This window comes from Pseudomonas sp. rhizo66 (assembly GCF_031931925.1).
Lineage (GTDB): Bacteria > Pseudomonadota > Gammaproteobacteria > Pseudomonadales > Pseudomonadaceae > Aquipseudomonas.
Map to the genome: position 1 here is coordinate 19,274 of NZ_JAUJWZ010000005.1, position 23,669 is coordinate 42,942.

General features: G+C 55.9%; 35 protein-coding genes. 33 read left to right on the forward strand and 2 right to left on the reverse strand.

The genetic code is table 11. From position 1 onward, the window contains the following. Positions 1-8 precede the first annotated feature (8 nt). The 31 genes from tuf (at position 9) to bfr (ending at position 17,373) form a co-directional block, all read left to right on the forward strand. The gene (gene tuf, locus QZR14_RS07375; protein ID WP_095122212.1) at positions 9-1,202 is read left to right on the forward strand and encodes an elongation factor Tu; all 1,194 of its coding nucleotides are present in this window, start codon (positions 9-11) and stop codon (positions 1,200-1,202) included. Between the two features lie 157 nt (positions 1,203-1,359). Continuing rightward, the gene (gene rpsJ, locus QZR14_RS07380; RefSeq protein WP_003186070.1) at positions 1,360-1,671 is read left to right on the forward strand and encodes a 30S ribosomal protein S10; all 312 of its coding nucleotides are present in this window, start codon (positions 1,360-1,362) and stop codon (positions 1,669-1,671) included. Between the two features lie 80 nt (positions 1,672-1,751). Further along, complete coding sequence (rplC, locus tag QZR14_RS07385) at positions 1,752-2,387, forward strand: 50S ribosomal protein L3 (RefSeq protein ID WP_003228738.1); 636 nt, start codon at positions 1,752-1,754, stop codon at positions 2,385-2,387. A 12-nt stretch (positions 2,388-2,399) separates the two neighbouring features. Further along, entirely contained in the window at positions 2,400-3,002 is a 603-nt protein-coding gene (gene rplD, locus QZR14_RS07390) for a 50S ribosomal protein L4 (protein WP_003228735.1), read from the forward strand. Beyond that, positions 2,999-3,298: a 50S ribosomal protein L23 gene (gene rplW / locus QZR14_RS07395; RefSeq protein WP_002555488.1), complete on the forward strand. Its 300-nt coding sequence runs from the start codon at positions 2,999-3,001 to the stop codon at positions 3,296-3,298. The genes rplD and rplW overlap by 4 nt, the downstream gene beginning before the upstream one ends. A gap of 14 nt (positions 3,299-3,312) precedes the next feature. Continuing rightward, positions 3,313-4,137, forward strand: coding sequence for a 50S ribosomal protein L2 (gene rplB / locus QZR14_RS07400; RefSeq protein ID WP_003228734.1), 825 nt, complete (start codon positions 3,313-3,315; stop codon positions 4,135-4,137). A gap of 16 nt (positions 4,138-4,153) precedes the next feature. Then, complete coding sequence (gene rpsS / locus QZR14_RS07405) at positions 4,154-4,429, forward strand: 30S ribosomal protein S19 (protein WP_011336172.1); 276 nt, start codon at positions 4,154-4,156, stop codon at positions 4,427-4,429. Positions 4,430-4,440: 11 nt separating this feature from the next. Next, positions 4,441-4,773 (forward strand): 50S ribosomal protein L22, encoded by a 333-nt coding sequence (gene rplV, locus QZR14_RS07410; protein ID WP_003103908.1) that lies wholly within the window; start codon positions 4,441-4,443, stop codon positions 4,771-4,773. Positions 4,774-4,786: 13 nt separating this feature from the next. Next, entirely contained in the window at positions 4,787-5,473 is a 687-nt protein-coding gene (gene rpsC, locus QZR14_RS07415; protein ID WP_003176422.1) for a 30S ribosomal protein S3, read from the forward strand. A gap of 12 nt (positions 5,474-5,485) precedes the next feature. After that, positions 5,486-5,899 carry a 50S ribosomal protein L16 gene (gene rplP, locus QZR14_RS07420; protein ID WP_003228729.1) on the forward strand — a complete coding sequence of 138 codons (414 nt, stop codon included), beginning with the start codon at positions 5,486-5,488 and terminating at the stop codon, positions 5,897-5,899. Next, on the forward strand, positions 5,899-6,090 hold the full coding sequence (gene rpmC, locus QZR14_RS07425; protein WP_002555481.1) for a 50S ribosomal protein L29: 192 nt from the start codon (positions 5,899-5,901) through the stop codon (positions 6,088-6,090). Before rplP ends, rpmC begins: the two co-directional genes overlap by 1 nt. A gap of 2 nt (positions 6,091-6,092) precedes the next feature. After that, positions 6,093-6,359: a 30S ribosomal protein S17 gene (gene rpsQ, locus QZR14_RS07430; RefSeq protein ID WP_003194644.1), complete on the forward strand. Its 267-nt coding sequence runs from the start codon at positions 6,093-6,095 to the stop codon at positions 6,357-6,359. Between the two features lie 23 nt (positions 6,360-6,382). After that, positions 6,383-6,751, forward strand: coding sequence for a 50S ribosomal protein L14 (gene rplN, locus QZR14_RS07435; RefSeq protein ID WP_002555479.1), 369 nt, complete (start codon positions 6,383-6,385; stop codon positions 6,749-6,751). An 11-nt stretch (positions 6,752-6,762) separates the two neighbouring features. Continuing rightward, positions 6,763-7,077, forward strand: a complete 315-nt coding sequence (gene rplX / locus QZR14_RS07440; protein WP_003186046.1) for a 50S ribosomal protein L24 — start codon at positions 6,763-6,765, stop codon at positions 7,075-7,077. A gap of 20 nt (positions 7,078-7,097) precedes the next feature. Next, the gene (rplE, locus tag QZR14_RS07445; protein ID WP_003210069.1) at positions 7,098-7,637 is read left to right on the forward strand and encodes a 50S ribosomal protein L5; all 540 of its coding nucleotides are present in this window, start codon (positions 7,098-7,100) and stop codon (positions 7,635-7,637) included. 13 nt (positions 7,638-7,650) lie between these two features. Beyond that, the gene (rpsN, locus tag QZR14_RS07450) at positions 7,651-7,956 is read left to right on the forward strand and encodes a 30S ribosomal protein S14 (protein ID WP_003228726.1); all 306 of its coding nucleotides are present in this window, start codon (positions 7,651-7,653) and stop codon (positions 7,954-7,956) included. Positions 7,957-8,165: 209 nt separating this feature from the next. Continuing rightward, positions 8,166-8,558 carry a 30S ribosomal protein S8 gene (rpsH, locus tag QZR14_RS07455; protein WP_007918458.1) on the forward strand — a complete coding sequence of 131 codons (393 nt, stop codon included), beginning with the start codon at positions 8,166-8,168 and terminating at the stop codon, positions 8,556-8,558. Between the two features lie 12 nt (positions 8,559-8,570). Beyond that, positions 8,571-9,104 (forward strand): 50S ribosomal protein L6, encoded by a 534-nt coding sequence (gene rplF, locus QZR14_RS07460; protein ID WP_003176412.1) that lies wholly within the window; start codon positions 8,571-8,573, stop codon positions 9,102-9,104. A 10-nt stretch (positions 9,105-9,114) separates the two neighbouring features. Further along, entirely contained in the window at positions 9,115-9,465 is a 351-nt protein-coding gene (rplR, locus tag QZR14_RS07465; protein WP_003186037.1) for a 50S ribosomal protein L18, read from the forward strand. Between the two features lie 3 nt (positions 9,466-9,468). Beyond that, entirely contained in the window at positions 9,469-9,969 is a 501-nt protein-coding gene (rpsE, locus tag QZR14_RS07470) for a 30S ribosomal protein S5 (RefSeq protein WP_003186035.1), read from the forward strand. Positions 9,970-9,971: 2 nt separating this feature from the next. Continuing rightward, positions 9,972-10,148: a 50S ribosomal protein L30 gene (gene rpmD, locus QZR14_RS07475; RefSeq protein ID WP_003176408.1), complete on the forward strand. Its 177-nt coding sequence runs from the start codon at positions 9,972-9,974 to the stop codon at positions 10,146-10,148. Between the two features lie 3 nt (positions 10,149-10,151). Next, positions 10,152-10,589 carry a 50S ribosomal protein L15 gene (gene rplO / locus QZR14_RS07480; RefSeq protein ID WP_003228720.1) on the forward strand — a complete coding sequence of 146 codons (438 nt, stop codon included), beginning with the start codon at positions 10,152-10,154 and terminating at the stop codon, positions 10,587-10,589. After that, entirely contained in the window at positions 10,590-11,918 is a 1,329-nt protein-coding gene (secY, locus tag QZR14_RS07485; RefSeq protein ID WP_003228718.1) for a preprotein translocase subunit SecY, read from the forward strand. It abuts the gene before it with no gap. 27 nt (positions 11,919-11,945) lie between these two features. Then, entirely contained in the window at positions 11,946-12,062 is a 117-nt protein-coding gene (gene rpmJ / locus QZR14_RS07490) for a 50S ribosomal protein L36 (RefSeq protein WP_002555468.1), read from the forward strand. 130 nt (positions 12,063-12,192) lie between these two features. Next, a complete protein-coding gene (gene rpsM, locus QZR14_RS07495) occupies positions 12,193-12,549 on the forward strand; it encodes a 30S ribosomal protein S13 (RefSeq protein ID WP_003186020.1) in 357 nt (118 codons plus the stop codon). Between the two features lie 30 nt (positions 12,550-12,579). Beyond that, complete coding sequence (gene rpsK / locus QZR14_RS07500; protein ID WP_002555466.1) at positions 12,580-12,969, forward strand: 30S ribosomal protein S11; 390 nt, start codon at positions 12,580-12,582, stop codon at positions 12,967-12,969. Between the two features lie 18 nt (positions 12,970-12,987). Beyond that, positions 12,988-13,608 (forward strand): 30S ribosomal protein S4, encoded by a 621-nt coding sequence (gene rpsD / locus QZR14_RS07505; protein WP_003176404.1) that lies wholly within the window; start codon positions 12,988-12,990, stop codon positions 13,606-13,608. A 22-nt stretch (positions 13,609-13,630) separates the two neighbouring features. Continuing rightward, a complete protein-coding gene (locus tag QZR14_RS07510; RefSeq protein WP_003186012.1) occupies positions 13,631-14,632 on the forward strand; it encodes a DNA-directed RNA polymerase subunit alpha in 1,002 nt (333 codons plus the stop codon). A 42-nt stretch (positions 14,633-14,674) separates the two neighbouring features. Further along, positions 14,675-15,061, forward strand: coding sequence for a 50S ribosomal protein L17 (gene rplQ, locus QZR14_RS07515; protein ID WP_003176402.1), 387 nt, complete (start codon positions 14,675-14,677; stop codon positions 15,059-15,061). 240 nt (positions 15,062-15,301) lie between these two features. Beyond that, entirely contained in the window at positions 15,302-16,756 is a 1,455-nt protein-coding gene (locus QZR14_RS07520) for a catalase (protein WP_311996237.1), read from the forward strand. Positions 16,757-16,905: 149 nt separating this feature from the next. Continuing rightward, entirely contained in the window at positions 16,906-17,373 is a 468-nt protein-coding gene (bfr, locus tag QZR14_RS07525; protein WP_311996238.1) for a bacterioferritin, read from the forward strand. Between the two features lie 65 nt (positions 17,374-17,438). On the opposite strand, the gene uvrA is transcribed toward bfr, so the two are convergent. Further along, on the reverse strand, positions 17,439-20,273 hold the full coding sequence (gene uvrA, locus QZR14_RS07530; protein ID WP_093434409.1) for an excinuclease ABC subunit UvrA: 2,835 nt from the start codon (positions 20,271-20,273) through the stop codon (positions 17,439-17,441). A gap of 191 nt (positions 20,274-20,464) precedes the next feature. Between uvrA and QZR14_RS07535 the strand changes: the two genes are divergently transcribed. Both QZR14_RS07535 and QZR14_RS07540 read left to right on the forward strand, forming a co-directional pair. Further along, positions 20,465-21,862 (forward strand): MFS transporter, encoded by a 1,398-nt coding sequence (locus QZR14_RS07535; RefSeq protein WP_093434412.1) that lies wholly within the window; start codon positions 20,465-20,467, stop codon positions 21,860-21,862. 9 nt (positions 21,863-21,871) lie between these two features. After that, positions 21,872-22,396 (forward strand): single-stranded DNA-binding protein, encoded by a 525-nt coding sequence (locus QZR14_RS07540; protein WP_008081898.1) that lies wholly within the window; start codon positions 21,872-21,874, stop codon positions 22,394-22,396. Between the two features lie 113 nt (positions 22,397-22,509). On the opposite strand, the gene QZR14_RS07545 is transcribed toward QZR14_RS07540, so the two are convergent. Then, positions 22,510-23,667, reverse strand: coding sequence for a glutathionylspermidine synthase family protein (locus QZR14_RS07545; RefSeq protein ID WP_311996239.1), 1,158 nt, complete (start codon positions 23,665-23,667; stop codon positions 22,510-22,512). Between the last annotated feature and the right edge of the window lie 2 nt (positions 23,668-23,669).

Sequence of the window (23,669 nt, forward strand, 5' to 3'; positions counted from 1 at the left end):
TAATTGTCGTGGCTAAAGAAAAATTTGATCGTTCCCTACCGCACGTCAACGTTGGCACCATCGGTCACGTTGACCACGGTAAAACCACTCTGACCGCTGCTCTGACCCGCGTCTGCTCCGAAGTTTTCGGTTCGGCCGTAGTTGAATTCGACAAGATCGACAGCGCTCCAGAAGAAAAAGCTCGCGGTATCACCATCAACACCGCGCACGTTGAGTACAACTCGCTGATCCGTCACTACGCTCACGTTGACTGCCCAGGTCACGCTGACTACGTGAAGAACATGATCACCGGTGCTGCTCAGATGGACGGCGCTATCCTGGTTTGCTCGGCCGCTGATGGTCCGATGCCACAAACCCGTGAGCACATCCTGCTGTCCCGTCAGGTAGGCGTTCCGTACATCGTGGTTTTCCTGAACAAGGCTGACCTGGTAGACGACGCTGAGCTGTTGGAACTGGTTGAGATGGAAGTTCGCGACCTGCTGTCCACCTACGACTTCCCGGGCGACGACACTCCGATCATCATCGGTTCGGCTCGTATGGCTCTGGAAGGCAAAGACGACAACGAGATGGGCACCACTGCCGTCAAGAAACTGGTAGAGACTCTGGATAGCTACATCCCAGAACCAGTTCGTATGATCGACAAGCCGTTCCTGATGCCAATCGAAGACGTATTCTCGATCTCGGGTCGCGGTACTGTTGTGACTGGTCGTATCGAGCGCGGTATCGTTCGCGTTCAGGATCCGCTGGAAATCGTTGGTCTGCGTGACACCACCGTTACTACTTGCACCGGTGTTGAAATGTTCCGCAAGCTGCTCGACGAAGGTCGTGCTGGCGAGAACTGCGGCGTTCTGCTGCGTGGTACCAAGCGTGACGACGTTGAGCGTGGTCAGGTTCTGGTTAAGCCGGGTTCGGTTAAGCCACACACCAAGTTCACCGCAGAAGTTTACGTTCTGAGCAAGGAAGAAGGCGGTCGTCACACTCCGTTCTTCAAAGGCTACCGTCCACAGTTCTACTTCCGTACTACTGACGTGACTGGTAACTGCGAGCTGCCAGAAGGCGTTGAAATGGTAATGCCAGGTGACAACATTCAGATGACTGTTACCCTGATCAAAACCATCGCGATGGAAGACGGTCTGCGTTTCGCTATCCGTGAAGGCGGTCGTACCGTCGGCGCTGGCGTCGTAGCCAAAATCATCGAGTAATCTCTTTTATAGAGTCTGCTTGATGGATTGAAAAAGCCCCCGCTCAGCGGGGGCTTTTTTATTGGGTTGACACCTATCTGGGGCGTCTATAGAATTGCGCCTCCTTTTAACGGGCGTATTGCGCCCGGTGGGAATAGCAGCCGGAGTCTGAAATCCAATGCAAAATCAGCAAATCCGTATCAGGTTGAAGGCTTTCGACCATCGCCTGATCGACCAATCAACCCAGGAAATCGTGGAAACCGCGAAACGTACTGGTGCTCAAGTGCGTGGTCCAATTCCACTGCCTACCCGTAAAGAGCGGTTCACCGTTCTGGTTTCCCCGCACGTCAACAAAGACGCGCGTGACCAGTACGAAATCCGCACTCATAAGCGCGTTCTGGACATCGTCCAGCCAACGGATAAAACCGTTGATGCTCTTATGAAGCTTGATCTTGCGGCCGGTGTGGAAGTGCAGATCAGCCTCGGCTAAGACTCGGTCTTAGTCGTGTAACGCTCTGAAATGGGCGGCCATAGCGGGTGAAAGCCCCGTACACTCATGAGGTTTACAACATGACTATTGGTGTAGTCGGTCGTAAATGCGGTATGACCCGTATTTTCACCGAAGAAGGTGTCTCCATTCCGGTCACGGTCATTGAGATCGAGCCGAATCGCGTCACCCAGTTCAAAACTGAAGAGACCGATGGCTATCGTGCAGTGCAAGTCACTGTCGGCGAGCGTCGTGCTTCGCGTGTAACAGCAGCTCAAGCTGGCCACTTCGCTAAGGCGAACGTTGCCGCTGGTCGCACCACCATGGAATTCCGTCTTGAAGAAGGCGAGTACCAGGCTGGCGATCTGATCAACGCTGAAATCTTCGCCGCTGGTCAACTGGTTGATGTAACCGGTCAGTCCAAAGGTAAAGGCTTCCAGGGTACGATCAAGCGTTGGAATTTCCGCGGGCAAGATAACACCCACGGTAACTCCGTATCCCACCGCGTCCCAGGCTCTATCGGCCAGTGCCAGACTCCTGGTCGTGTATTCAAGGGCAAAAAAATGTCCGGTCATATGGGCGCTGAGCGCGTGACCGTGCAGTCCCTGGAAGTAGTGCGCGTGGACGCTGAACGCAATCTGTTGTTGGTCAAGGGCGCTGTTCCTGGCGCTACTGGCGGCAACCTGGTTGTACGTCCAGCAGCCAAGGCTCGCGGTTAAGGGGAAGCTGACATGCAATTAAATGTAAATGACGCTCAAGCGATCGAAGTTTCCGAACTGACATTTGGCGGCGAATTCAACGAGACGCTGGTTCACCAAGCAGTCGTGGCCTACATGGCTGGCGGCCGTCAAGGTAGCAAGCAGCAGAAGACCCGTTCCGACGTTCGTGGTGGCGGCAAGCGCCCATGGCGTCAGAAAGGTACTGGCCGTGCTCGTGCCGGTACTATCCGTAGCCCAATCTGGCGTGGCGGCGGTACCACTTTCGCAGCTCGTCCTCAGGATCACTCCCAGAAGCTGAACAAGAAGATGTATCGCGCAGCAATGCGTTCCATCCTTGCTGAGCTGGTGCGTACTGATCGTCTGGTCGTGGTTCAGGATTTCGCTGTTGAAACTCCGAAAACCAAAGATCTGCTGGGCAAGCTGAACAACATGAGCCTGACCGATGTTCTCATCGTGTCGGACGCTGTTGATCAGAACCTGTACCTGGCTGCTCGTAACCTGCCGCACGTAGATGTACGTGACGTTCAAGGTTCCGATCCAGTTAGTCTGATCGCATACGACAAGGTGTTGATCACTGTGTCGGCCGTGAAGAAATTCGAGGAGCTGCTGGGATGAACCAGGAACGCGTATTTAAAGTTCTGCTTGGCCCGCACGTTTCCGAGAAGGCTACGGTTCTGGCAGACAAGAAAGGCCAGTTCGTTTTCAAGGTTGCTACTGATGCAACCAAGCTGGAAATCAAGAAGGCCGTCGAAAGCCTGTTCAGCGTGAAAGTAGAGCGCGTCACTACCCTGAATGTTCTGGGTAAGAGCAAGCGCACTGCTCGCGGTCTGGGCAAGCGTAATGACTGGAAGAAGGCAGTTATCTCCCTTCAGCCAGGCCAAGATCTCGATTTCAGCAGCAGTGCTGAGTAAGGAAGGGGTGCATCATGGCAATCGTTAAATGCAAACCGACTTCCCCTGGCCGCCGTTTTGTGGTCAAGGTGGTCAACCAGGAGCTGCATAAAGGCGCTCCTCACGCACCGCTGCTCGAGAAAAAATCGAAGACTGGTGGTCGTAACAACAATGGCCGTATTACCACTCGTCACATCGGTGGTGGTCATAAGCAGCATTACCGTATGGTCGATTTTCGTCGTAACGACAAAGATGGCATCGTCGCCACTGTCGAGCGTATCGAATACGATCCAAACCGTACTGCTCACATCGCACTGCTCTGCTACGCAGACGGCGAGCGCCGCTACATCATCGCCCCTAAAGGCGTGAGTGCTGGCGACCAGCTGATCGCAGGCGCTCTGGCTCCAATCAAGCCAGGCAACGCTCTGCAACTGCGCAACATTCCAGTCGGTTCTACCGTACACGGCATCGAATTGAAGCCAGGTAAAGGTGCACAGATCGCTCGTTCCGCTGGTGCTTCGGCTCAGCTGATCGCTCGTGAAGGTGTCTACGTGACCCTGCGTCTGCGTTCCGGTGAAATGCGTAAAGTCCTGGCTGAATGCCGTGCGACCCTGGGTGAAGTCTCGAACTCCGAGCACAGCCTGCGTTCGCTGGGTAAAGCTGGTGCCAAACGCTGGCGTGGCGTTCGCCCAACCGTTCGTGGTGTTGCCATGAACCCGGTTGACCACCCACATGGTGGTGGTGAAGGTCGTACCTCTGGTGGTCGTCATCCGGTATCGCCATGGGGCTTCCCGACTAAGGGCGCGAAGACTCGTGGTAATAAGCGTACCGACAAAATGATCGTCCGTCGTCGCAAGTAAATAGAGGGATACGACAGTGCCACGTTCTCTGAAAAAAGGTCCTTTTATTGATCTTCACCTACTGAAGAAGATCGAAGTGGCGGCGGAAAAGAACGATCGCAAACCAATTAAAACCTGGTCGCGTCGTTCGATGATCCTGCCACAAATGGTCGGTCTGACCATCGCAGTACACAACGGTCGTCAGCACGTCCCAGTTCTCGTTAACGAAGACATGGTCGGCCACAAACTGGGCGAGTTCGCCGGTACCCGCAACTATCGCGGGCACGTGGCTGACAAGAAAGCCAAGCGTTAAGGGGTAAGGAAATGGAAGTAGCCGCTAAGTTGTCGGGCGCTCGAATCTCCGCCCAGAAAGCCCGCTTGGTCGCCGACCAGATCCGCGGGAAGAAGGTGGGCGAAGCGCTCAACCTGTTGGCTTTCAGCAGTAAGAAAGCCGCCGAGATCATGAAGAAAGTGCTGGAGTCGGCCGTAGCCAACGCCGAGCATAACGAAGGCGCAGACGTTGATGACCTGAAGGTCAGCACCGTTTTCGTCAACGAAGGGCGTTCGCTGAAGCGCATCATGCCACGTGCCAAAGGCCGTGCTGATCGCATCGTCAAGCGGTCTTGCCATATCACTGTCAAGGTTGCTGACAAGTAACGGAGTCGAAGAGATGGGTCAGAAAGTACATCCCATTGGCATTCGCCTGGGAATCGTCAAGGAGCACACCTCCGTCTGGTACGCAGACGGTCGGACTTATGCGGACTACTTGTTCGCAGATCTGAAAGTGCGTGAGTATCTCCAAGACAAACTAAAAAGCGCGTCCGTAAGCCGTATCGATATCCATCGTCCGGCCCAAACTGCACGCATCACCATCCACACCGCTCGTCCAGGTATCGTTATCGGGAAGAAAGGTGAAGATGTTGAGAAACTGCGTCAGGACCTGACCAAGCAAATGGGTGTGCCTGTGCACATCAATATCGAAGAGATCCGCAAGCCGGAGCTCGACGGTATGCTGGTTGCGCAGAGCGTAGCTCAGCAGCTGGAGCGTCGCGTAATGTTCCGTCGCGCTATGAAGCGCGCAGTACAGAACGCCATGCGCATTGGTGCCAAAGGCATCAAAATCCAAGTGAGCGGTCGTCTCGGCGGTGCTGAAATCGCACGTACTGAATGGTATCGCGAAGGTCGTGTGCCATTGCACACCCTGCGTGCCGACATCGACTATGCCAACTACGAAGCTCACACCACTTACGGTGTGATCGGTGTAAAGGTTTGGATCTTCAAAGGCGAAGTTATTGGTGGTCGCCAAGAAGAACTGAAACCACAAGCACCAGCGCCTCGTAAAAAAGCTGCTAAGTAAGGGGTACGCCAAATGTTGCAACCAAAGCGTACGAAGTTCCGCAAGCAGATGACCGGCCACAACCGTGGTCTGGCACTGCGCGGTAGCAAAGTCAGCTTCGGCGAGTTCGCGCTGAAGTCTGTTGCTCGTGGTCGTCTCACCGCTCGTCAGATCGAGTCAGCGCGTCGTGCTCTGACCCGTCACGTAAAACGTGGCGGCAAGATCTGGATCCGTGTATTCCCGGACAAGCCGATCTCCAAAAAACCTCTCGAGGTTCGTATGGGTAAAGGTAAGGGTAACGTGGAGTACTGGGTTGCCCAGATTCAGCCAGGTAAAGTCCTGTATGAAATCGAGGGTGTTTCTGAAGAGCTGGCGCGTGAGGCTTTCGCCCTGGCTGCTGCAAAGCTGCCGCTCGCCACCTCCTTTGTTAAACGGACGGTGATGTGATGAAAGCGAATGAACTTCGTGAAAAATCCGCACAGCAGCTGAACGAGCAACTGCTCGGCTTGCTGCGCGACCAGTTCAATCTGCGCATGCAGAAAGCAACTGGCCAGTTGGGGCAGTCTCATCTGCTCTCGCAAGTTAAGCGTGACATCGCTCGCGTGAAGACTGTGCTCAACCAGCAGGCAGGTAAGTGATCATGGCTGAAGCCGAAAAAACTGTCCGTACGCTGACTGGCCGTGTTGTCAGCGACAAGATGGACAAAACCATCACCGTTCTGATCGAGCGTCGCGTAAAGCACCCGATCTACGGTAAATACGTTAAGCGTTCGACTAAGCTGCACGCGCACGACGAAACCAATCAGTGCCACATCGGCGACAAAGTCACTATTCGTGAAACTCGTCCGATGGCCAAGACCAAGTCTTGGGCGCTGGTTGATGTTCTCGAACGCGCTGTGGAAGTCTAAGGGCTAGGGGTCGGAGAAATTATATGATTCAGACTCAATCCATGCTCGATGTGGCCGATAACAGCGGCGCTCGCCGTGTTATGTGCATCAAGGTGCTGGGTGGCTCCCATCGTCGTTACGCTGGTATCGGTGACATCATCAAAGTTACCGTTAAGGAAGCAATTCCTCGCGGTAAAGTGAAAAAAGGCCAAGTGATGACTGCTGTTGTAGTCCGCACTCGTCACGGCGTACGTCGTGCTGATGGCTCCATTATCCGCTTTGATGGCAACGCTGCTGTTCTTCTGAACAACAAGCAAGAGCCGATCGGCACCCGTATCTTTGGGCCAGTGACCCGTGAACTTCGTACTGAGAAGTTCATGAAGATCGTCTCGCTCGCCCCAGAAGTGCTGTAAGGAGATCCGACATGCAAAAGATTCGTCGTGACGACGAGATCATCGTGATCGCCGGCAAAGACAAAGGTAAGCGCGGTAAGGTGCTGAAGGTTCTTGCTGACAACCGTCTGGTTGTTGGTGGTCTGAACCTGGTCAAGCGTCATACCAAGCCTAACCCGATGTCGGGCGTACAGGGCGGTATCGTCGAGAAAGAAGCGCCACTGCACGCTTCCAACGTCGCCATCTTCAACGGCGAAACCAACAAGGCTGACCGCGTTGGTTTCAAAGTAGAAGACGGTAAGAAAATTCGTGTCTTCAAGTCGACCCAAAAAGCGGTTGATGCTTGAACACTGCTAGGTAGAAGACCATGGCACGACTAAAAGAGATTTACCGGAAGGAAATCGCTCCGAAACTTAAGGAAGAACTTAAGCTTTCGAACGTGATGGAAGTTCCGCGCGTTACAAAAATCACCCTGAACATGGGTCTGGGCGAAGCGATCGGCGACAAAAAAGTCATCGAGCACGCTGTTGCTGACCTGGAAAAGATCACCGGCCAGAAAGTCGTTGTGACCTACGCTCGGAAATCCATCGCTGGCTTTAAAGTCCGCGAAGGATGGCCGATCGGCGTCAAAGTGACCCTGCGCCGTGAGCGTATGTATGAGTTCCTGGATCGTCTGCTGTCGATCTCCCTGCCTCGGGTTCGCGACTTCCGCGGCCTGAATGCCAAGTCCTTCGATGGTCGTGGTAACTACAGCATGGGCGTGAAAGAGCAGATCATTTTCCCGGAAATCGACTACGACAAGATCGATGCTCTCCGCGGTCTGGACATTACCCTGACCACCACTGCCAAGAACGATGATGAAGGCCGCGCTCTGCTGCGTGCTTTCAAATTCCCGTTCCGCAACTGATTGGAGTAGGAAAATGGCCAAGAAGAGCATGAAAAACCGTGAGCTGAAGCGTCAGCTTACCGTTGCCAAGTACGCCACCAAGCGTGCAGCGCTGAAAGCTATCATCGTTGATCTGAACGCAAGTCCAGAAGCGCGTTGGGAAGCTACCGTAGCGCTGCAGAAGCAACCACGTGACGCAAGCGCCTCGCGCATGCGTAACCGTTGCCGCCTGACTGGTCGTCCGCACGGCGTTTACCGCAAGTTCGGCCTTGGCCGTAACAAGCTGCGTGAAGCTGCAATGCGTGGTGACGTACCAGGTCTGGTTAAAGCCAGCTGGTAATTGCTGTCAAAGTCTCGATGTTCGGGTTCGCAAGAACCTGACCATCGGTGGCCTTGAATCTGAATCAAGCCCCTTTTGGGGCTTGATTCATTTCTGGGGTGTGTCTAGAATGACCGGCTCGCCTGAGCCCGTGTTTTTCATGCCCGGAAGTTCTCGGCGACAAGTAGTAGCCGCAAGGCTAATTTTTCTGTATTAGGAGCGTCTAGCCCATGAGTATGCAGGACCCGTTAGCGGACATGCTAACTCGAATCCGTAATGCCCAGATGGCTGAAAAGTCTGTCGTAAGCATGCCGTCTTCCACGCTGAAGGTGGCTGTAGCAAAAGTCCTGAAGGACGAAGGTTACATCGCGGATTTTCAGATCACCACCGACGCTAAGCCGTCGTTGTCCATCGAGCTGAAGTACTTCGAAGGCCGTCCGGTTATCGAAGAAGTGAAGCGCGTTAGTCGTCCAGGCCTGCGTCAGTACAAGTCCGTTGAAGATCTGCCGAAAGTTCGTGGCGGTCTTGGCGTGTCTATCGTCTCCACCAACAAAGGTGTGATGACGGATCGTGCTGCGCGCGCTGCCGGTGTCGGCGGCGAAGTTCTTTGCACTGTGTTCTAAGGGGGGATAAGCATGTCTCGCGTCGCTAAGAACCCCGTTAAGCTGCCAGCCGGTGTCGAAGTAAAATTCGCAGGCCAACAGCTTTCGGTGAAGGGTGCCAAGGGTACTCTTGAACTGAACATCCATTCGTCCGTTGAGATCGTTGAAGAAGCTGGTGAGCTGCGTTTCGCTGCTCGCAATGGCGATCAACAAACTCGCGCAATGGCCGGTACCACGCGTGCGTTGGTAAACAATATGGTCCAAGGCGTAAGCCAAGGCTTCGAGCGCAAGCTCCAGCTGGTCGGTGTTGGTTACAAGGCGCAAGCAAAAGGCACGGTTCTGAACCTGGCCCTTGGCTTCTCGCACCCAGTGGATTACGAACTGCCGGAAGGCATCACCGCTGAGACTCCTAGCCAGACCGATATCCTGATCAAGGGCATCGACAAGCAGCTGGTAGGTCAAGTGGCCGCTGAGATCCGCGACTTCCGTCCACCAGAGCCGTACAAAGGCAAAGGTGTGCGCTACGCGGACGAAGTCGTCCGTCGTAAAGAAGCCAAGAAGAAGTAGGGCATAGCAAATGACCGACAAAAAAGTTACTCGACTGCGTCGCGCTCGCAAAGCACGCCTGAAAATGCACGAACTCGAAGTCGTGCGTCTCTGCGTGTTCCGCTCGTCGCAGCACATCTACGCCCAGGTCATCTCGGCCGACGGCAACAAAGTCCTGGCAAGCGCCTCGACTTTGGATAAAGAACTGCGTGATGGCGCCACTGGCAACATCGACGCGGCCACAAAGGTTGGCCAGCTGGTCGCTACGCGTGCTAAGGCCGCTGGCGTCTCGCAAGTGGCTTTCGACCGCTCTGGCTTCAAGTACCACGGCCGCGTTAAAGCGCTGGCTGATGCTGCTCGTGAAGCTGGGCTGGAGTTCTAAGTTATGTCAAATAACGACCAAAAGCGCGACGAAGGCTACATTGAGAAGCTGGTTCAAGTTAACCGCGTAGCCAAAACCGTTAAAGGCGGCCGTATCTTCACTTTCACCGCGTTGACCGTGGTTGGTGATGGTAAAGGGCGTGTTGGCTTCGGCCGTGGCAAGTCGCGTGAAGTGCCTGCTGCGATCCAGAAGGCAATGGAAGCTGCTCGCCGCAACATGATCCAAGTTGATCTGAACGGCACCACTCTGCAGTACGCAATGAAGTCCGCTCACGGCGCTTCGAAGGTGTACATGCAGCCTGCTTCTGAAGGTACCGGTATCATCGCTGGCGGCGCTATGCGTGCTGTCCTCGAAGTTGCTGGCGTTCAGAACGTTCTGGCCAAATGCTACGGCTCGACTAACCCGGTAAACGTGGTTCACGCCACTTTCAAAGGTTTGAAAGCTATGCAGTCTCCTGAATCCATTGCCGCCAAGCGTGGCAAAAGCGTTAAGGAGATCTTCTGATCATGGCTACCGTTAAAGTAACGCTGATCAAAAGCATGACCGGCCGCATCCCTAACCACAAACTGTGCGTTAAGGGTCTGGGTCTGCGTCGCATCGGTCACACTGTAGAAGTCCAGGATACTCCCGAGAATCGCGGGATGATCAACAAGGCTTACTACATGCTGCGTGTCGAGGGTTAATCGATGAAACTCAATGATCTGAGTCCAGCGCCGGGTTCCCGTCGCGAAAAGCATCGTCCGGGCCGTGGTATCGGTAGCGGTTTGGGTAAGACTGGTGGCCGTGGTCACAAAGGTCAGACCTCCCGCTCCGGTGGCACCATTGCTCCAGGCTTTGAAGGCGGTCAACAGCCGCTGCATCGTCGCCTGCCGAAGTTCGGTTTCGTTTCCCTGAAAGCCATGGACCGCGCAGAAGTGCGTCTGTCCGAGCTGGCTAAAGTGGAAGGCGACATCGTCACCGTGCAGTCCCTGAAAGATGCCAACGTGATCAACGTCAACGTACAGCGTGTGAAAATCATGCTGTCCGGTGAAGTGACTCGCGCTGTCACTATCGGCAAGGGAATCGGCGCCACCAAAGGTGCGCGTGCGGCTATCGAAGCAGCTGGCGGCAAGTTCGAGGAATAAATGGCTAAGCAAGGTGCTCTCTCTGCGCTCGGCAAAGGCGGTATGTCTGAACTCTGGGCTCGTCTGCGTTTTCTGTTCCTGGCGATTATCGTCTACCGAATAGGCGCACACATCCCGGTTCCAGGTATCAACCCGGACCGACTCGCAGACCTGTTTCGACAGAATGAGGGGACCATTCTTAGCTTGTTCAACATGTTCTCCGGCGGCGCGCTGGAACGGATGAGCATCTTTGCACTGGGGATCATGCCGTACATTTCGGCATCGATCATCATGCAACTGATGACCGCCGTCAGCCCGCAGCTGGAGCAGTTGAAGAAGGAAGGTGAAGCTGGCCGTCGCAAGATCAGCCAGTACACCCGCTACGGCACCGTCGTCCTCGCTCTCGTTCAGGCTATTGGCATGTCCATTGGTCTGGCGGGGCAGGGCGTTGCGTTCACTGGTGACTTTGGCTTCCATTTCGTCGCGGTATCCACTTTTGTGGCTGGTGCGATGTTCATGATGTGGCTGGGTGAGCAGATTACTGAGCGTGGTGTAGGCAACGGTATCTCGATGTTGATTTTTTCGGGTATCGTCGCCGGTCTTCCGAGAGCAATCGGGCAGTCTTTCGAGTCTGCGCGTCAGGGTGATATCAACATCTTCGCCTTGGTTGCCATCGGTTTGCTGGCAGTAGCGATTATCGGTTTCGTGGTGTTCATTGAGCGTGGTCAGCGTCGTATCGCTGTTCACTACGCCAAGCGTCAGCAGGGCCGTAAGGTTTTTGCTGCGCAGACTAGCCACCTACCGTTGAAGGTGAACATGGCCGGTGTTATTCCGGCTATTTTCGCGAGCAGCATTTTGCTGTTCCCGGCTTCGTTGGGTGCCTGGTTCGGTCAGTCTGAAGGTATGGGCTGGTTGCAGGACATCTCGCAGTCGATCGCTCCTGGTCAGCCGTTGAATATTCTGCTGTTTAGTGCAGGGATTATTTTCTTCTGCTTCTTCTATACGGCGTTGATGTTCAATCCGAAAGACGTAGCGGAAAACCTGAAGAAGTCCGGTGCCTTTATTCCGGGCATCCGTCCAGGTGAGCAGTCGGCGCGCTACATTGATGGCGTTCTGACCCGCTTGACCATGTTCGGTGCTCTTTACATGACGGCCGTGTGCCTGTTGCCCCAGTTCCTGGTGGTTGCAGCAAACGTTCCGTTCTACCTTGGCGGGACCTCGTTGCTGATCGTGGTCGTGGTTGTGATGGACTTCATGTCCCAAGTACAATCGCACCTCGTTTCGCACCAGTACGAATCCCTGATGAAGAAAGCCAACCTGAAGGGTTACGGCAGCGGCATGTTGCGCTGAGTACCCATAAGGTTCGAGGAGTTGGTGATGAAAGTTCGTGCATCGGTGAAAAAGCTGTGCCGTAACTGCAAGATTATTCGCCGCGAAGGTGTTGTTCGAGTAATTTGCAGCGCGGAACCGCGTCACAAACAGCGCCAAGGCTGAGTGTGATTGTGCTTCAAGCCCGGTAGCTAGTGCGCTACCGGGTTGATTATTTGTTATTACAGCGATATTATCTCGCGCCCTATTTCTTGGCTTCCGGGGCGTAGGTAGCTGTCAATTGGAGTCCCACTGAATGGCCCGTATTGCAGGCGTTAACATTCCAGATAACAAGCATACTGTTATCTCGCTGACCTACATCTATGGTGTTGGTCGCACAACTGCGCAGAAGATCTGTGCAGTGACTGGGGTAAACCCAGCAGCAAAGATCAAAGATCTGAGCGACGAGCAAATTGAACAGCTGCGTGGCGAAGTGGCGAAGTTCACCACTGAAGGTGACCTGCGTCGCGAAATCAACATGAAAATCAAGCGCTTGATGGACCTCGGTTGCTATCGCGGTCTGCGTCATCGTCGTGGTCTGCCAGTACGCGGTCAGCGTACCAAGACCAACGCGCGTACCCGTAAAGGTCCGCGTAAGCCGATCCGCAAGTAATCGCCCCAGCGAATCGACAGGAATTTAATCATGGCAAAACCTGCTGCTCGTCCTCGTAAAAAAGTTAAAAAGACAGTGGTTGATGGCATCGCCCACATCCATGCATCTTTTAACAACACCATCGTGACCATTACCGACCGTCAAGGTAACGCTCTTTCCTGGGCTACCTCCGGTGGTTCGGGTTTCCGCGGTTCCCGCAAGTCCACCCCGTTTGCTGCTCAAGTAGCTGCTGAACGTGCTGGTCAAGCTGCGCTGGAATACGGCCTGAAAAACCTCGACGTTAACGTCAAGGGTCCAGGTCCAGGTCGTGAATCCGCAGTCCGCGCTTTGAACGGCTGTGGCTACAAGATCGCCAGCATCACCGACGTGACGCCAATCCCGCACAACGGGTGCCGTCCGCCGAAGAAGCGCCGCGTGTAATCCAGGAGATTGTAAAGAATGGCTCGTTACATTGGTCCAAAATGCAAACTCGCTCGTCGCGAAGGCACCGATCTCTTCCTGAAGAGCGGCGTGCGCGCGATCGAATCGAAGTGCAACATTGAAGCAGCACCTGGTATCCACGGCCAACGCCGCGGTCGCCAGTCCGATTACGGCACCCAACTGCGTGAAAAGCAGAAGGTCCGTCGTATCTACGGCGTTCTCGAGCGTCAGTTCAGCGGCTACTACAAAGAAGCTGCTGGCAAGAAAGGTGCAACCGGTGAAAACCTGCTGCAACTGCTCGAATGCCGTCTGGACAACGTTGTATACCGTATGGGCTTTGGTTCGACTCGTGCCGAATCCCGTCAGCTGGTATCGCACAAGTCGATCAGCGTTAACGGTCAGACCGTAAACGTTCCGTCGTATCAGGTTCGTGCTGGTGACGTGGTTGCAGTTCGCGAGAAAGCAAAAAACCAACTTCGCATTGTCCAAGCTCTCGATCTGTGTGCCCAACGTGGCCGCGTAGAATGGGTAGAAGTAGACACTGAGAAGAAGTCGGGCGTTTTCAAGAACGTTCCTGCTCGCAGTGATCTGTCCGCCGACATCAACGAAAGCCTGATTGTCGAGCTCTACTCCAAGTAAGGGCTAGAAAATAGGTGCATCCATGCAGATTTCGGTAAATGAGTTCCTGACACCCCGCCACATTGATGTGCAGGTTGTCAGTCCAACCCGCGCCAAGATCACTCTCGAGCCTCTCGAGCGTGGTTTTGGCCACACCCTGGGCAACGCGCTGCGACGCATCCTGTTGTCCTCAATGCCCGGCTGCGCAGTAGTCGAGGCCGAGATTGACGGTGTGCTCCACGAGTACAGCGCCATCGAAGGTGTACAGGAAGACGTAATTGAAATCCTGTTGAACCTTAAAGGTCTGGCCATCAAGCTGCACGGTCGTGACGAAGTTACGCTGACCTTGTCGAAGAAGGGTTCGGGGGTGGTTACCGCTGCCGATATTCAGCTGGATCATGATGTCGAGATCGTTAATCCCGATCACGTAATCGCTAACCTGGCGTCTAACGGCGCCCTGAACATGAAGCTCACCGTAGCTCGTGGTCGTGGTTATGAACCAGCCGACTCGCGTCAGAGCGATGAAGACGAAAGCCGCAGCATCGGTCGCTTGCAGCTTGACTCTTCGTTCAGCCCGGTTCGCCGTATCGCATACGTGGTGGAAAACGCCCGTGTCGAGCAGCGTACCAACCTGGACAAGCTGGTTATTGATCTGGAAACCAACGGTACTCTGGATCCTGAAGAGGCTATCCGCCGCGCTGCAACCATCCTGCAACAGCAGTTGGCTGCGTTCGTCGACCTCAAGGGTGACAGTGAGCCAGTGGTTGTCGAGCAGGAAGACGAGATCGATCCGATCCTGCTTCGCCCGGTTGACGATCTGGAACTGACTGTACGTTCGGCTAACTGCCTTAAGGCGGAAAACATCTACTACATCGGTGACCTGATTCAGCGTACCGAAGTAGAGCTGTTGAAGACTCCGAACCTGGGCAAGAAATCCTTGACTGAAATCAAGGACGTTCTGGCCTCCCGCGGTCTGTCCCTCGGCATGCGCCTCGACAACTGGCCGCCTGCAAGTCTTAAGAAGGACGACAAGGCGACTGCCTGATCGTCGTAATCACCGAACGTAGTGTTTGGTAAGGAATGAACCATGCGTCATCGTAAAAGTGGTCGTCACCTGAGCCGCACCAGCTCGCACCGCAAGGCCATGTTCCAAAACATGGCGGTGTCGCTGTTCGAGCACGAGCTGATCAAAACTACTCTGCCAAAAGCCAAAGAACTGCGCCGCGTTGCCGAGCCGCTGATCACTCTGGCCAAGACAGACAGCCTGGCTAACCGCCGTCTGGCTTTCGACCGTACTCGTTCGAAAGCTATCGTTGGTAAGCTCTTCAACGACCTGGGCAAGCGTTATGCTACCCGTGAGGGTGGCTACCTGCGCATCCTCAAGTGCGGTTTCCGCGCTGGCGACAACGCGCCTATGGCGTACGTCGAGTTGGTTGATCGTGCTACTGCTGGCGAAGCTGTATCCGCCGAGTAAGACGTCAGTCTGAAACAAAGAACCGGGCCTAGTGCCCGGTTTTTTGTGCGCGCAATAAAATGCGCTGTTCATACAAGCTTCTGACATGTCTCTGTTGGCACTATGTGCCGGGAAACATGATTAGTAATTATCTATCGATGTGCGCAAGTTAATGAATTTGTGGCTGTCACATGGATGATTGATACTTCCCTCCAAGCCGATTAGCCGGCAGTTTCAAGACTGACAGAGGAAGAAGACCGTATGAGCCAGATCAAAACGCTTACGACCGCCAGTGGCGCTCCTGTCGCTGATAACCAGAATTCTCGCTCCGCTGGCCCTCGTGGCCCGCTGCTGCTCGACGACTTTCATCTGATCGAGAAGCTTGCCCACTTCAACCGTGAGAACATTCCTGAGCGTCGTGTTCACGCCAAAGGCTCGGGTGCTTACGGCACATTCACCGTGACCCGCGATATCACCGAGTACACCAGCGCCAAGCTGTTCGAATCGGTAGGAAAACAGACGCCGACCTTTTTGCGATTCTCCACTGTTGGTGGTGAACGTGGTTCGGCTGACACTGAGCGCGATCCGCGCGGCTTCGCTCTGAAGTTCTATACCGAAGAAGGTAACTGGGACATCGTCGGTAACAACACGCCAGTGTTCTTCATTCGTGATCCGCTGAAGTTTCCTGACTTTATCCACACGCAAAAACGCCTGCCGCAAAGCAACCTGAAAAGTACGCAAATGATGTGGGATTTCTGGTCGCATTCGCCCGAAGCGCTGCACCAGGTCACTATTCTGTTCTCCGATCGAGGCATCCCCGACGGCTACCGTCACATGCACGGCTTCGGCAGCCATACCTACAGCCTGATCAACGCTCAAGGTGAACGTCACTGGGTCAAGTGGCACTACAAGACCAAACAAGGCATAAAGAATCTGGCACCGGCCGATGCTGCGCGATTGGCGGGCACTGATCCTGACTACGCTCAGCGCGACCTGTTCGAAGCCATCGAGCGCGGTGACTTCCCGAAATGGCGCGTGTGCATTCAGATCATGACCGAAGCCCAGGCTGCGGCGCATTACGAGAACCCTTTCGACGTCACCAAAACCTGGTCGCAGAAAGAATTCCCGCTGATCGAAGTGGGTGAGCTGGAGCTGAACCGCAACCCGCAGAACTACTTTGCTGAAGTCGAGCAAGCCGCGTTCGGCCCAAGCAATATGGTGCCAGGTGTCGGTCTGTCGCCTGATCGCATGCTGCAAGGTCGTGTATTCGCTTACGCCGATGCCCACCGCTACCGTGTGGGTACAAACCACCAGCAGTTGCCGGTGAATGCACCACGCAACCCGGTTAACACCTACCAGCGTGATGGCTCGATGGCGTTCGGCAGCAACGGTGGTGCAGCACCTAACTACGAGCCGAACAGCTACACGGATGCGCCGAAACAAGCTCCGCGTTACGCTGAGCCTGCACTGGCCTTGAGCGGTGCTGCCGATCGCTACGATCACCGCGAAGATACCGATTACTACAGCCATGCAGGTGCGCTGTTCCGCCTGATGAACGATGAGCAGAAAGCTTTGCTGGTCAGCAATATCGCCGGCGCCATGAGCGGTGTTTCGTCAGATGTGGTTGATCGTCAGTTGCAGCATTTCTACAAAGCCGATCCAGCGTATGGAGAAGCAATCGCAAAGCTGCTCAACGTACAGCTTAACGAAGTCTAAACGAGAAGCAGAACCGCCCTCATCTGGGCGGTTTTTGCGTTATTTAGGCTGCTTTTCTAAGAATATCTTCGCTTTTATTGCGCGAATCGGGTGACCTTCCGGTCAGCTTGGTTCAAACTACAGACTTTCAAGTAGGGAGATGTAGGGCGATGCAAGGCCACCCAGACGTAATCGATTACCTCAACACGTTGCTGACCGGCGAACTGGCCGCGCGTGATCAATATTTCGTTCATTCGCGGATGTATGAGGACTGGGGGTTCACCAAGCTCTACGAGCGAATCAACCACGAGATGGAAGAGGAAGCGGGTCACGCTGATGCGTTGATGCGCCGGATTCTGATGTTGGAAGGCACGCCGCGCATGCGTCCGGATGATCTGGATGTCGGTACCACTGTGCCGGAGATGCTTGAGGCGGATCTGCGTCTTGAATACAAAGTTCGCGCTGCCCTGTGCAAAGGCATCGAGCTGTGCGAGCAGCACAAAGACTATGTCAGCCGTGAGATCCTGCGGGTTCAGCTCAACGATACCGAAGAAGATCACACCTACTGGCTGGAAAAGCAGTTGGGCCTGATCAAGCGAATCGGTCTCGAGAACTACCTGCAATCCCAGGCGTCCTGATTGCAACCGATATAAAGAAGCCCCTGTCACTGCTGAAGTGACAGGGGCTTTTTCATGCCTGGCGTTTAGGCCCGGTCGCGGATCAGCAGTGGCTTGAGGTAATGACCGGTGTGAGATTGCTTCATCTCGGCGACATCCTCAGGCGTGCCGGTGGCAATGATCTGCCCGCCTTTGGAACCACCCTCCGGCCCGAGATCGACCAGCCAGTCGGCCGTCTTGATCACGTCGAGGTTGTGCTCAATCACCACCACGGTGTTGCCGTGGTCGCGCAGTCGATGCAGAACATCGAGCAATTGCTGAATGTCTGCGAAGTGCAAACCGGTGGTTGGCTCATCGAGGATGTACAGCGTTTTGCCGGTGTCGCGCTTGGACAGCTCGCGAGACAGCTTCACGCGCTGCGCCTCACCGCCGGACAACGTCGTCGCCGACTGGCCGAGCTTGATGTACGACAGGCCAACATCCATCAGCGTCTGCAGCTTGCGCGCCAGTGCCGGCACCGCATCGAAGAACTCCCGGGCCTCTTCGATGGTCATCTCGAGGGTTTCGTGGATGCTCTTGCCCTTGTATTTGATCTCAAGGGTTTCACGGTTGTAGCGCTTGCTCTTGCACACATCACACGGCACGTAGATATCTGGCAGGAAGTGCATTTCTACCTTGATCAGACCATCGCCCTGACACGCTTCGCAGCGCCCGCCCTTGACGTTGAACGAGAAACGCCCAGGGCCGTAACCACGTGAACGTGACTCCGGTACGCCGGCGAACAGTTCCCGGATAGGCGTAAACAGGCCGGTATAGGTCGCGGGGTTGGAGCGCGGTGTACGGCCAATCGGGCTCTGGTCGATATCGACCACCTTGTCGAGATGCTCCAGGCCTTTGATGCTGTCGTGCGCTGCCGCTTCCAGCGTTGTTGCGCCGTTGAGAGCCGTAGCGCTCAGCGGGAACAACGTATTGTTGATCAGCGTCGATTTGCCCGAGCCGGACACGCCGGTCACACACGTCAGCAGACCAATCGGGATGTCCAGATCGACATTGCGCAGGTTGTTCCCGCGCGCCCCTTTGAGCGACAGATTCAGCTTCTTGTTGCGCGGCGTACGTTTGGCCGGCACTTCAATCTTCACGCGGCCCGACAGGTATTTACCCGTCAGGGAATCCGGGTGCGCCATGACTTCGGCCGGTGTGCCTTCGGCCACGATTTGTCCGCCATGCACGCCGGCGCCCGGGCCGATATCCACCACGTAGTCGGCCAGGCGAATCGCGTCTTCGTCATGCTCGACCACGATCACCGTGTTGCCGATATCGCGCAGGTGCTTGAGTGTGCCGAGCAGTCGATCGTTATCGCGTTGGTGCAAGCCGATGGACGGTTCATCGAGGATGTACAGAACACCGACGAGCCCGGCACCGATCTGGCTGGCCAGACGAATCCGTTGCGCCTCGCCACCGGACAGGGTGTCGGCACTGCGGTCCAGCGAGAGATAGTCGAGACCGACATTGACGAGGAACTGCAGACGCTCGCGAATCTCCTTGAGGATCTTGTCAGCGATCTCGCCGCGGCGGCCGGTCATCTTCAGCTCGCCGAAGTATTCGCAGGCATCGCCGATCGGCAGGTTGGTCACCGCTGGCAGCGTTTTTTCGCCCACCCACACATGCCGCGCTTCGCGACGCAGACGGGTACCCCGGCAATCCGGGCACGATTGGGTGCTGAGGAACTTGGCCAGCTCTTCGCGCACGCTCGCCGACTCGGTCTCGCGGTAGCGACGCTCCAGGTTCGGCACGATACCTTCGAACGGGTGCGAACGTTTGACGATGTCGCCACGGTCGTTCAGGTATTTGAAGTCGACGTTCTGCGAACCGCTGCCATGCAGGATGAATTTCTGCTGATCGGCCGGCAGTTCGTTGAACGGTACTTCGAGGCTGAAACCGTAGTGCGAGGCCAGTGAGCCGAGCATCTGGAAGTAATAGACGTTGCGCCGGTCCCAGCCGCGAATCGCACCTTCGGCCAAGGTCAGGTCGCCGTTGACCAGCCGCTTGATATCGAAGAACTGCTTAACCCCCAGGCCATCACAGGTCGGGCAAGCGCCGGCCGGGTTGTTGAAGGAGAACAGCTTGGGTTCCAGCTCGCTGATCGCGTGGCCACAGATCGGGCAAGCGAAGCGCGCGGAGAAGATCATCTCTTCGCCCGGCTCATCGTCCATCGGTGCGACCAGGGCGATGCCATCCGCCAATTTCAGCGCGGTCTCGAAGGATTCGGCCAGACGTTGCTGCAGATCGGCGCGAACCTTGAAACGGTCGACGATCACATCGATCGAGTGCTTCTTCTGTTTATCCAGTTTCGGCAGTTCATCGAGTTCGCAGATCCGCCCGTTGACCCGGGCGCGAACGAAACCTTGGGCACGCAGCTCTTCGAAGACTGAAAGATGTTCACCTTTGCGTTCGCGGATCACTGGGGCCAGCAGCATCAGTTTGCTGCCTTCCGGCTGCGCCAGCACCAGATCGACCATCTGGCTGACGGTCTGCGCCTCCAGTGGAATATCGTGATCCGGGCAGCGCGGCGTACCCACGCGTGCATAAAGCAAACGCAGGTAGTCGTAGATTTCGGTGATGGTGCCGACCGTGGAACGCGGGTTGTGCGAGGTCGACTTCTGTTCGATGGAAATCGCCGGCGACAGGCCTTCGATGGTGTCGACGTCTGGCTTTTCCATCATCGACAGGAACTGGCGGGCATAGGCCGACAGCGATTCGACATAGCGGCGCTGACCTTCGGCGTAGAGCGTATCGAAGGCCAGGGACGACTTGCCGGATCCGGACAGGCCGGTGATGACGATCAATTTGTCCCGTGGCAGGGTCAGGTCGATGTTCTTCAGGTTGTGGGTACGGGCCCCACGTATCAGGATCTTGTCCAAAGTGGCCTCGCTCGGCGGGCGTCGAAAACGTAGGAGTATACGGGCAAATACTGGATGGATGCACACTATCAAGCAAAGGGCTTTTTGCCTTACATGAAGAGAGTTTCATCTATACGCGTCATAGCGTCGCGATATACCCCGTCTTTCGATGGGACTGGTAGAATCGCCGCCGGTTCACACGAGGTTTTTCCATGCACGATCCCCACAGCGAACGCATGAGTGGCAGCGAGACTCGCGCAGCGAGCGGTCTGGCCCTAGTGTTCGCCTTCCGTATGCTTGGCATGTTCATGGTGTTGCCGGTACTGGCGACCTACGGCATGGACCTGGCTGGCGCGACCCCGGCCCTGATCGGCTTGGCTATCGGCGCTTACGGTCTGACCCAGGCGATTTTCCAGATTCCTTTCGGGATCATTTCCGACCGCATTGGCCGTCGTCCGGTGATTTACCTCGGGCTGATCGTATTTGCCCTCGGCAGCGTGCTGGCGTCTCAGGCCGACTCGATCTGGGGCGTGATCGCCGGGCGGATCCTGCAGGGCGCCGGGGCTATTTCCGCTGCAGTCATGGCGCTGCTTTCCGACCTGACCCGCGAACAACACCGGACCAAAGCAATGGCGATGATCGGCATGACCATCGGTTTGTCGTTTGCGGTGGCCATGGTTGTCGGGCCGCTGTTGACCCGCGCTTTCGGCCTGTCCGGACTGTTCCTCGCCACCGGTGCCATGGCACTGGTCGGTATCGCCATCATCATGTTCATGGTGCCGCGTTCCACCGGGCCGTTGCAGCATCGTGAATCCGGCGTGGCGCGTCAGGCGTTGATGCCGACGCTCAAGCATCCAGACTTGCTGCGCCTGGATTTAGGTATCTTTGTGTTGCATGCGATGCTGATGTCGAGCTTCGTCGCACTGCCTCTGGCGCTGGTGGAAAAAGCCGGTTTGCCCAAGGAACAGCACTGGTGGGTCTATCTCACAGCGCTGCTGATTTCGTTCTTCGCCATGATCCCGTTCATCATCTATGGCGAGAAGAAACGCAAAATGAAACGAGTTTTGCTCGGCGCCGTCATGACGCTGATGCTCACTGAGCTATTCTTCTGGCAGTTCGGTGACAGCCTGCGGGCTCTGGTGATCGGTACGGTGGTGTTCTTCACCGCATTCAATCTGCTGGAGGCTTCATTGCCGTCGCTGATCAGCAAGGTTTCACCGGCGGGCGGGAAGGGCACGGCCATGGGCGTGTATTCCACCAGCCAGTTCCTCGGTTCGGCACTTGGCGGGATACTCGGCGGCTGGCTGTTTCAGCATGGCGGTCTGTCGGTTGTGTTCCTTGGATGTGCCGGGCTGGCTGCCATCTGGCTGGCCTTTGCTGTTACCATGCGTGAACCTCCCTACGTGACGAGTCTGCGCTTGCCGTTGTCGCCCGAGGCGATCCGCGAAGCGGGTCTGGTCGAGCGCCTCAAGGCCCTCGTAGGGGTAACCGATGCAGTGATAGTCGCTGATGAAGCGGCTGTTTACATCAAACTGGACAAAGAATTAGTGGATCGCGACACCCTCGAACGCCTGGTGAACAACCCGGCCGGGGCTGCTTGCGAAGCCTAGGAGAACGTTATGGCCCGTGGGGTTAACAAAGTCATATTGGTCGGCACTTGCGGCCAGGATCCCGAAGTTCGCTACCTGCCTAACGGTAACGCCGTGACCAACCTGAGTCTGGCCACCAGCGAACAATGGACCGACAAGCAAACCGGTCAGAAGGTCGAGAAGACCGAGTGGCACCGCGTTTCGATGTTCGGCAAGGTTGCCGAAATCGCCGGCGAATACCTGCGTAAAGGTTCGCAGGTCTACATCGAAGGCAAGCTGCAGACCCGTGAGTGGGAAAAAGACGGTATCAAGCGTTACACCACCGAAATCGTGGTCGACATGCAAGGCACCATGCAACTGCTCGGCGGCCGTCCACAACAGGGCGACCAACAAGGCGGTGGCAACAACTACCAGCAGTCGGCCCCGGCTCCACGCCAGCAGGCTCCGCGCCCGCAGCAGTCGGCTCCGCAACAGCGTTCGGCCCCGGCTCCACAGCAGGCCGCACCGCAACCGGCTCCGGATTTCGACAGCTTTGATGACGATATTCCGTTCTGATTCGCTGCTGTAACCGCTGCAAATAAAAAGGCCCGTCGCTTGAAGCGACGGGCCTTTTTTGTGGGATTTGTTTCGTCTGCGGTTATCCCAGTTCCCACATGGGGATTTGTGGTTTAGTTGAGGATCAGGTGCGGCAGGAAGCGGCTGGAGTCTTTGGTGATCAAACTGTTGTCCTCCCGCACTCCAATCCCCGCAGCCTGATCGCCAATCACCCAAGAGCCAATCAGCGTGTAGCTATCGCCAAACTTCGGCAACGGCGCGAATTCCTGCAGGATAAATGGCGCATCTGTGTAGGGCCCATCCTCTTTGACGATCAGCCCTTCTACCGTTTGCAGTTCAATGTTGGCGCCCTCGCGGGAAAAGTACGGCTTGCGCACCCAGCCCTTGGGTACCGTGCCGGCCGGGTTCGGGTCGAGATGCGTCGCCAGCAGATTCGGATGACCTTTGTGCAGTTCCCACAGCAACGGCAGTGCCCCCTTGTTCGACAGAATCGCCTTCCACGCCGGTTCGAAAAACTGCGTATCGCACTCGGCAATCGCCGCGCCGAACGGCTCGTGGAAGATGAACTCCCAGGCATGCAGTTTGAACAGGTGCGGGATCCAGCGATCTTCCAGGTCGACAAATCGACCTTCAGCGGTCAAGCCAATGTCTTCGATATCGATGTGCCGCGATTCGATGCCGACCTTCTCGGCGATCAGGCGAAGGTAATCCGTGGTGCCCTTGTCTTCGACCGAGTCTTTCATCGAGGCGAAGTAGAACGGTCGCTTCAGCTGTAACTCGGCGAAGGCCTGATGCAGTTTGGTATCAATGCTGTTGAACTGGTCAGCATGGCGCGGCAGTGTGCCGCGCTCGATGCATTGTTCCAGCCAGCCCCACTGGAACGCCGCCGCTTCGTAAAGACTGGTCGGCGTGTCGTAGTTGAGCTCCAGCAGTTTCGCCGGGCCGTTGCCGCTGTAGGAAAAGTCCATGCGCCCGTACAGATGCGGATGACCTTGCAGCCAGGAGGTGCGGATCATGTCGTAGTACGGCGCCGGGATGCTCAGGCGATCCAGCAGTTCTTCGCTGTGCACCACGCGGTCGACCAGGTCCATGCACATTTCGTGCAGTTCGGTGGTCGGGTCCTCCAGATCGTTTTCGATTTGCGCGAGCGTGAACTGGTAGTACGCGCTTTCGTCCCAGTACGGCTCGTCATCGATGGTGTGGAACATGAAGCCAAGGCTTTCGGCAGTCTGTTTCCAGTCAGGCCGCTCGGCGCAGAGGATCTTCTTCATCG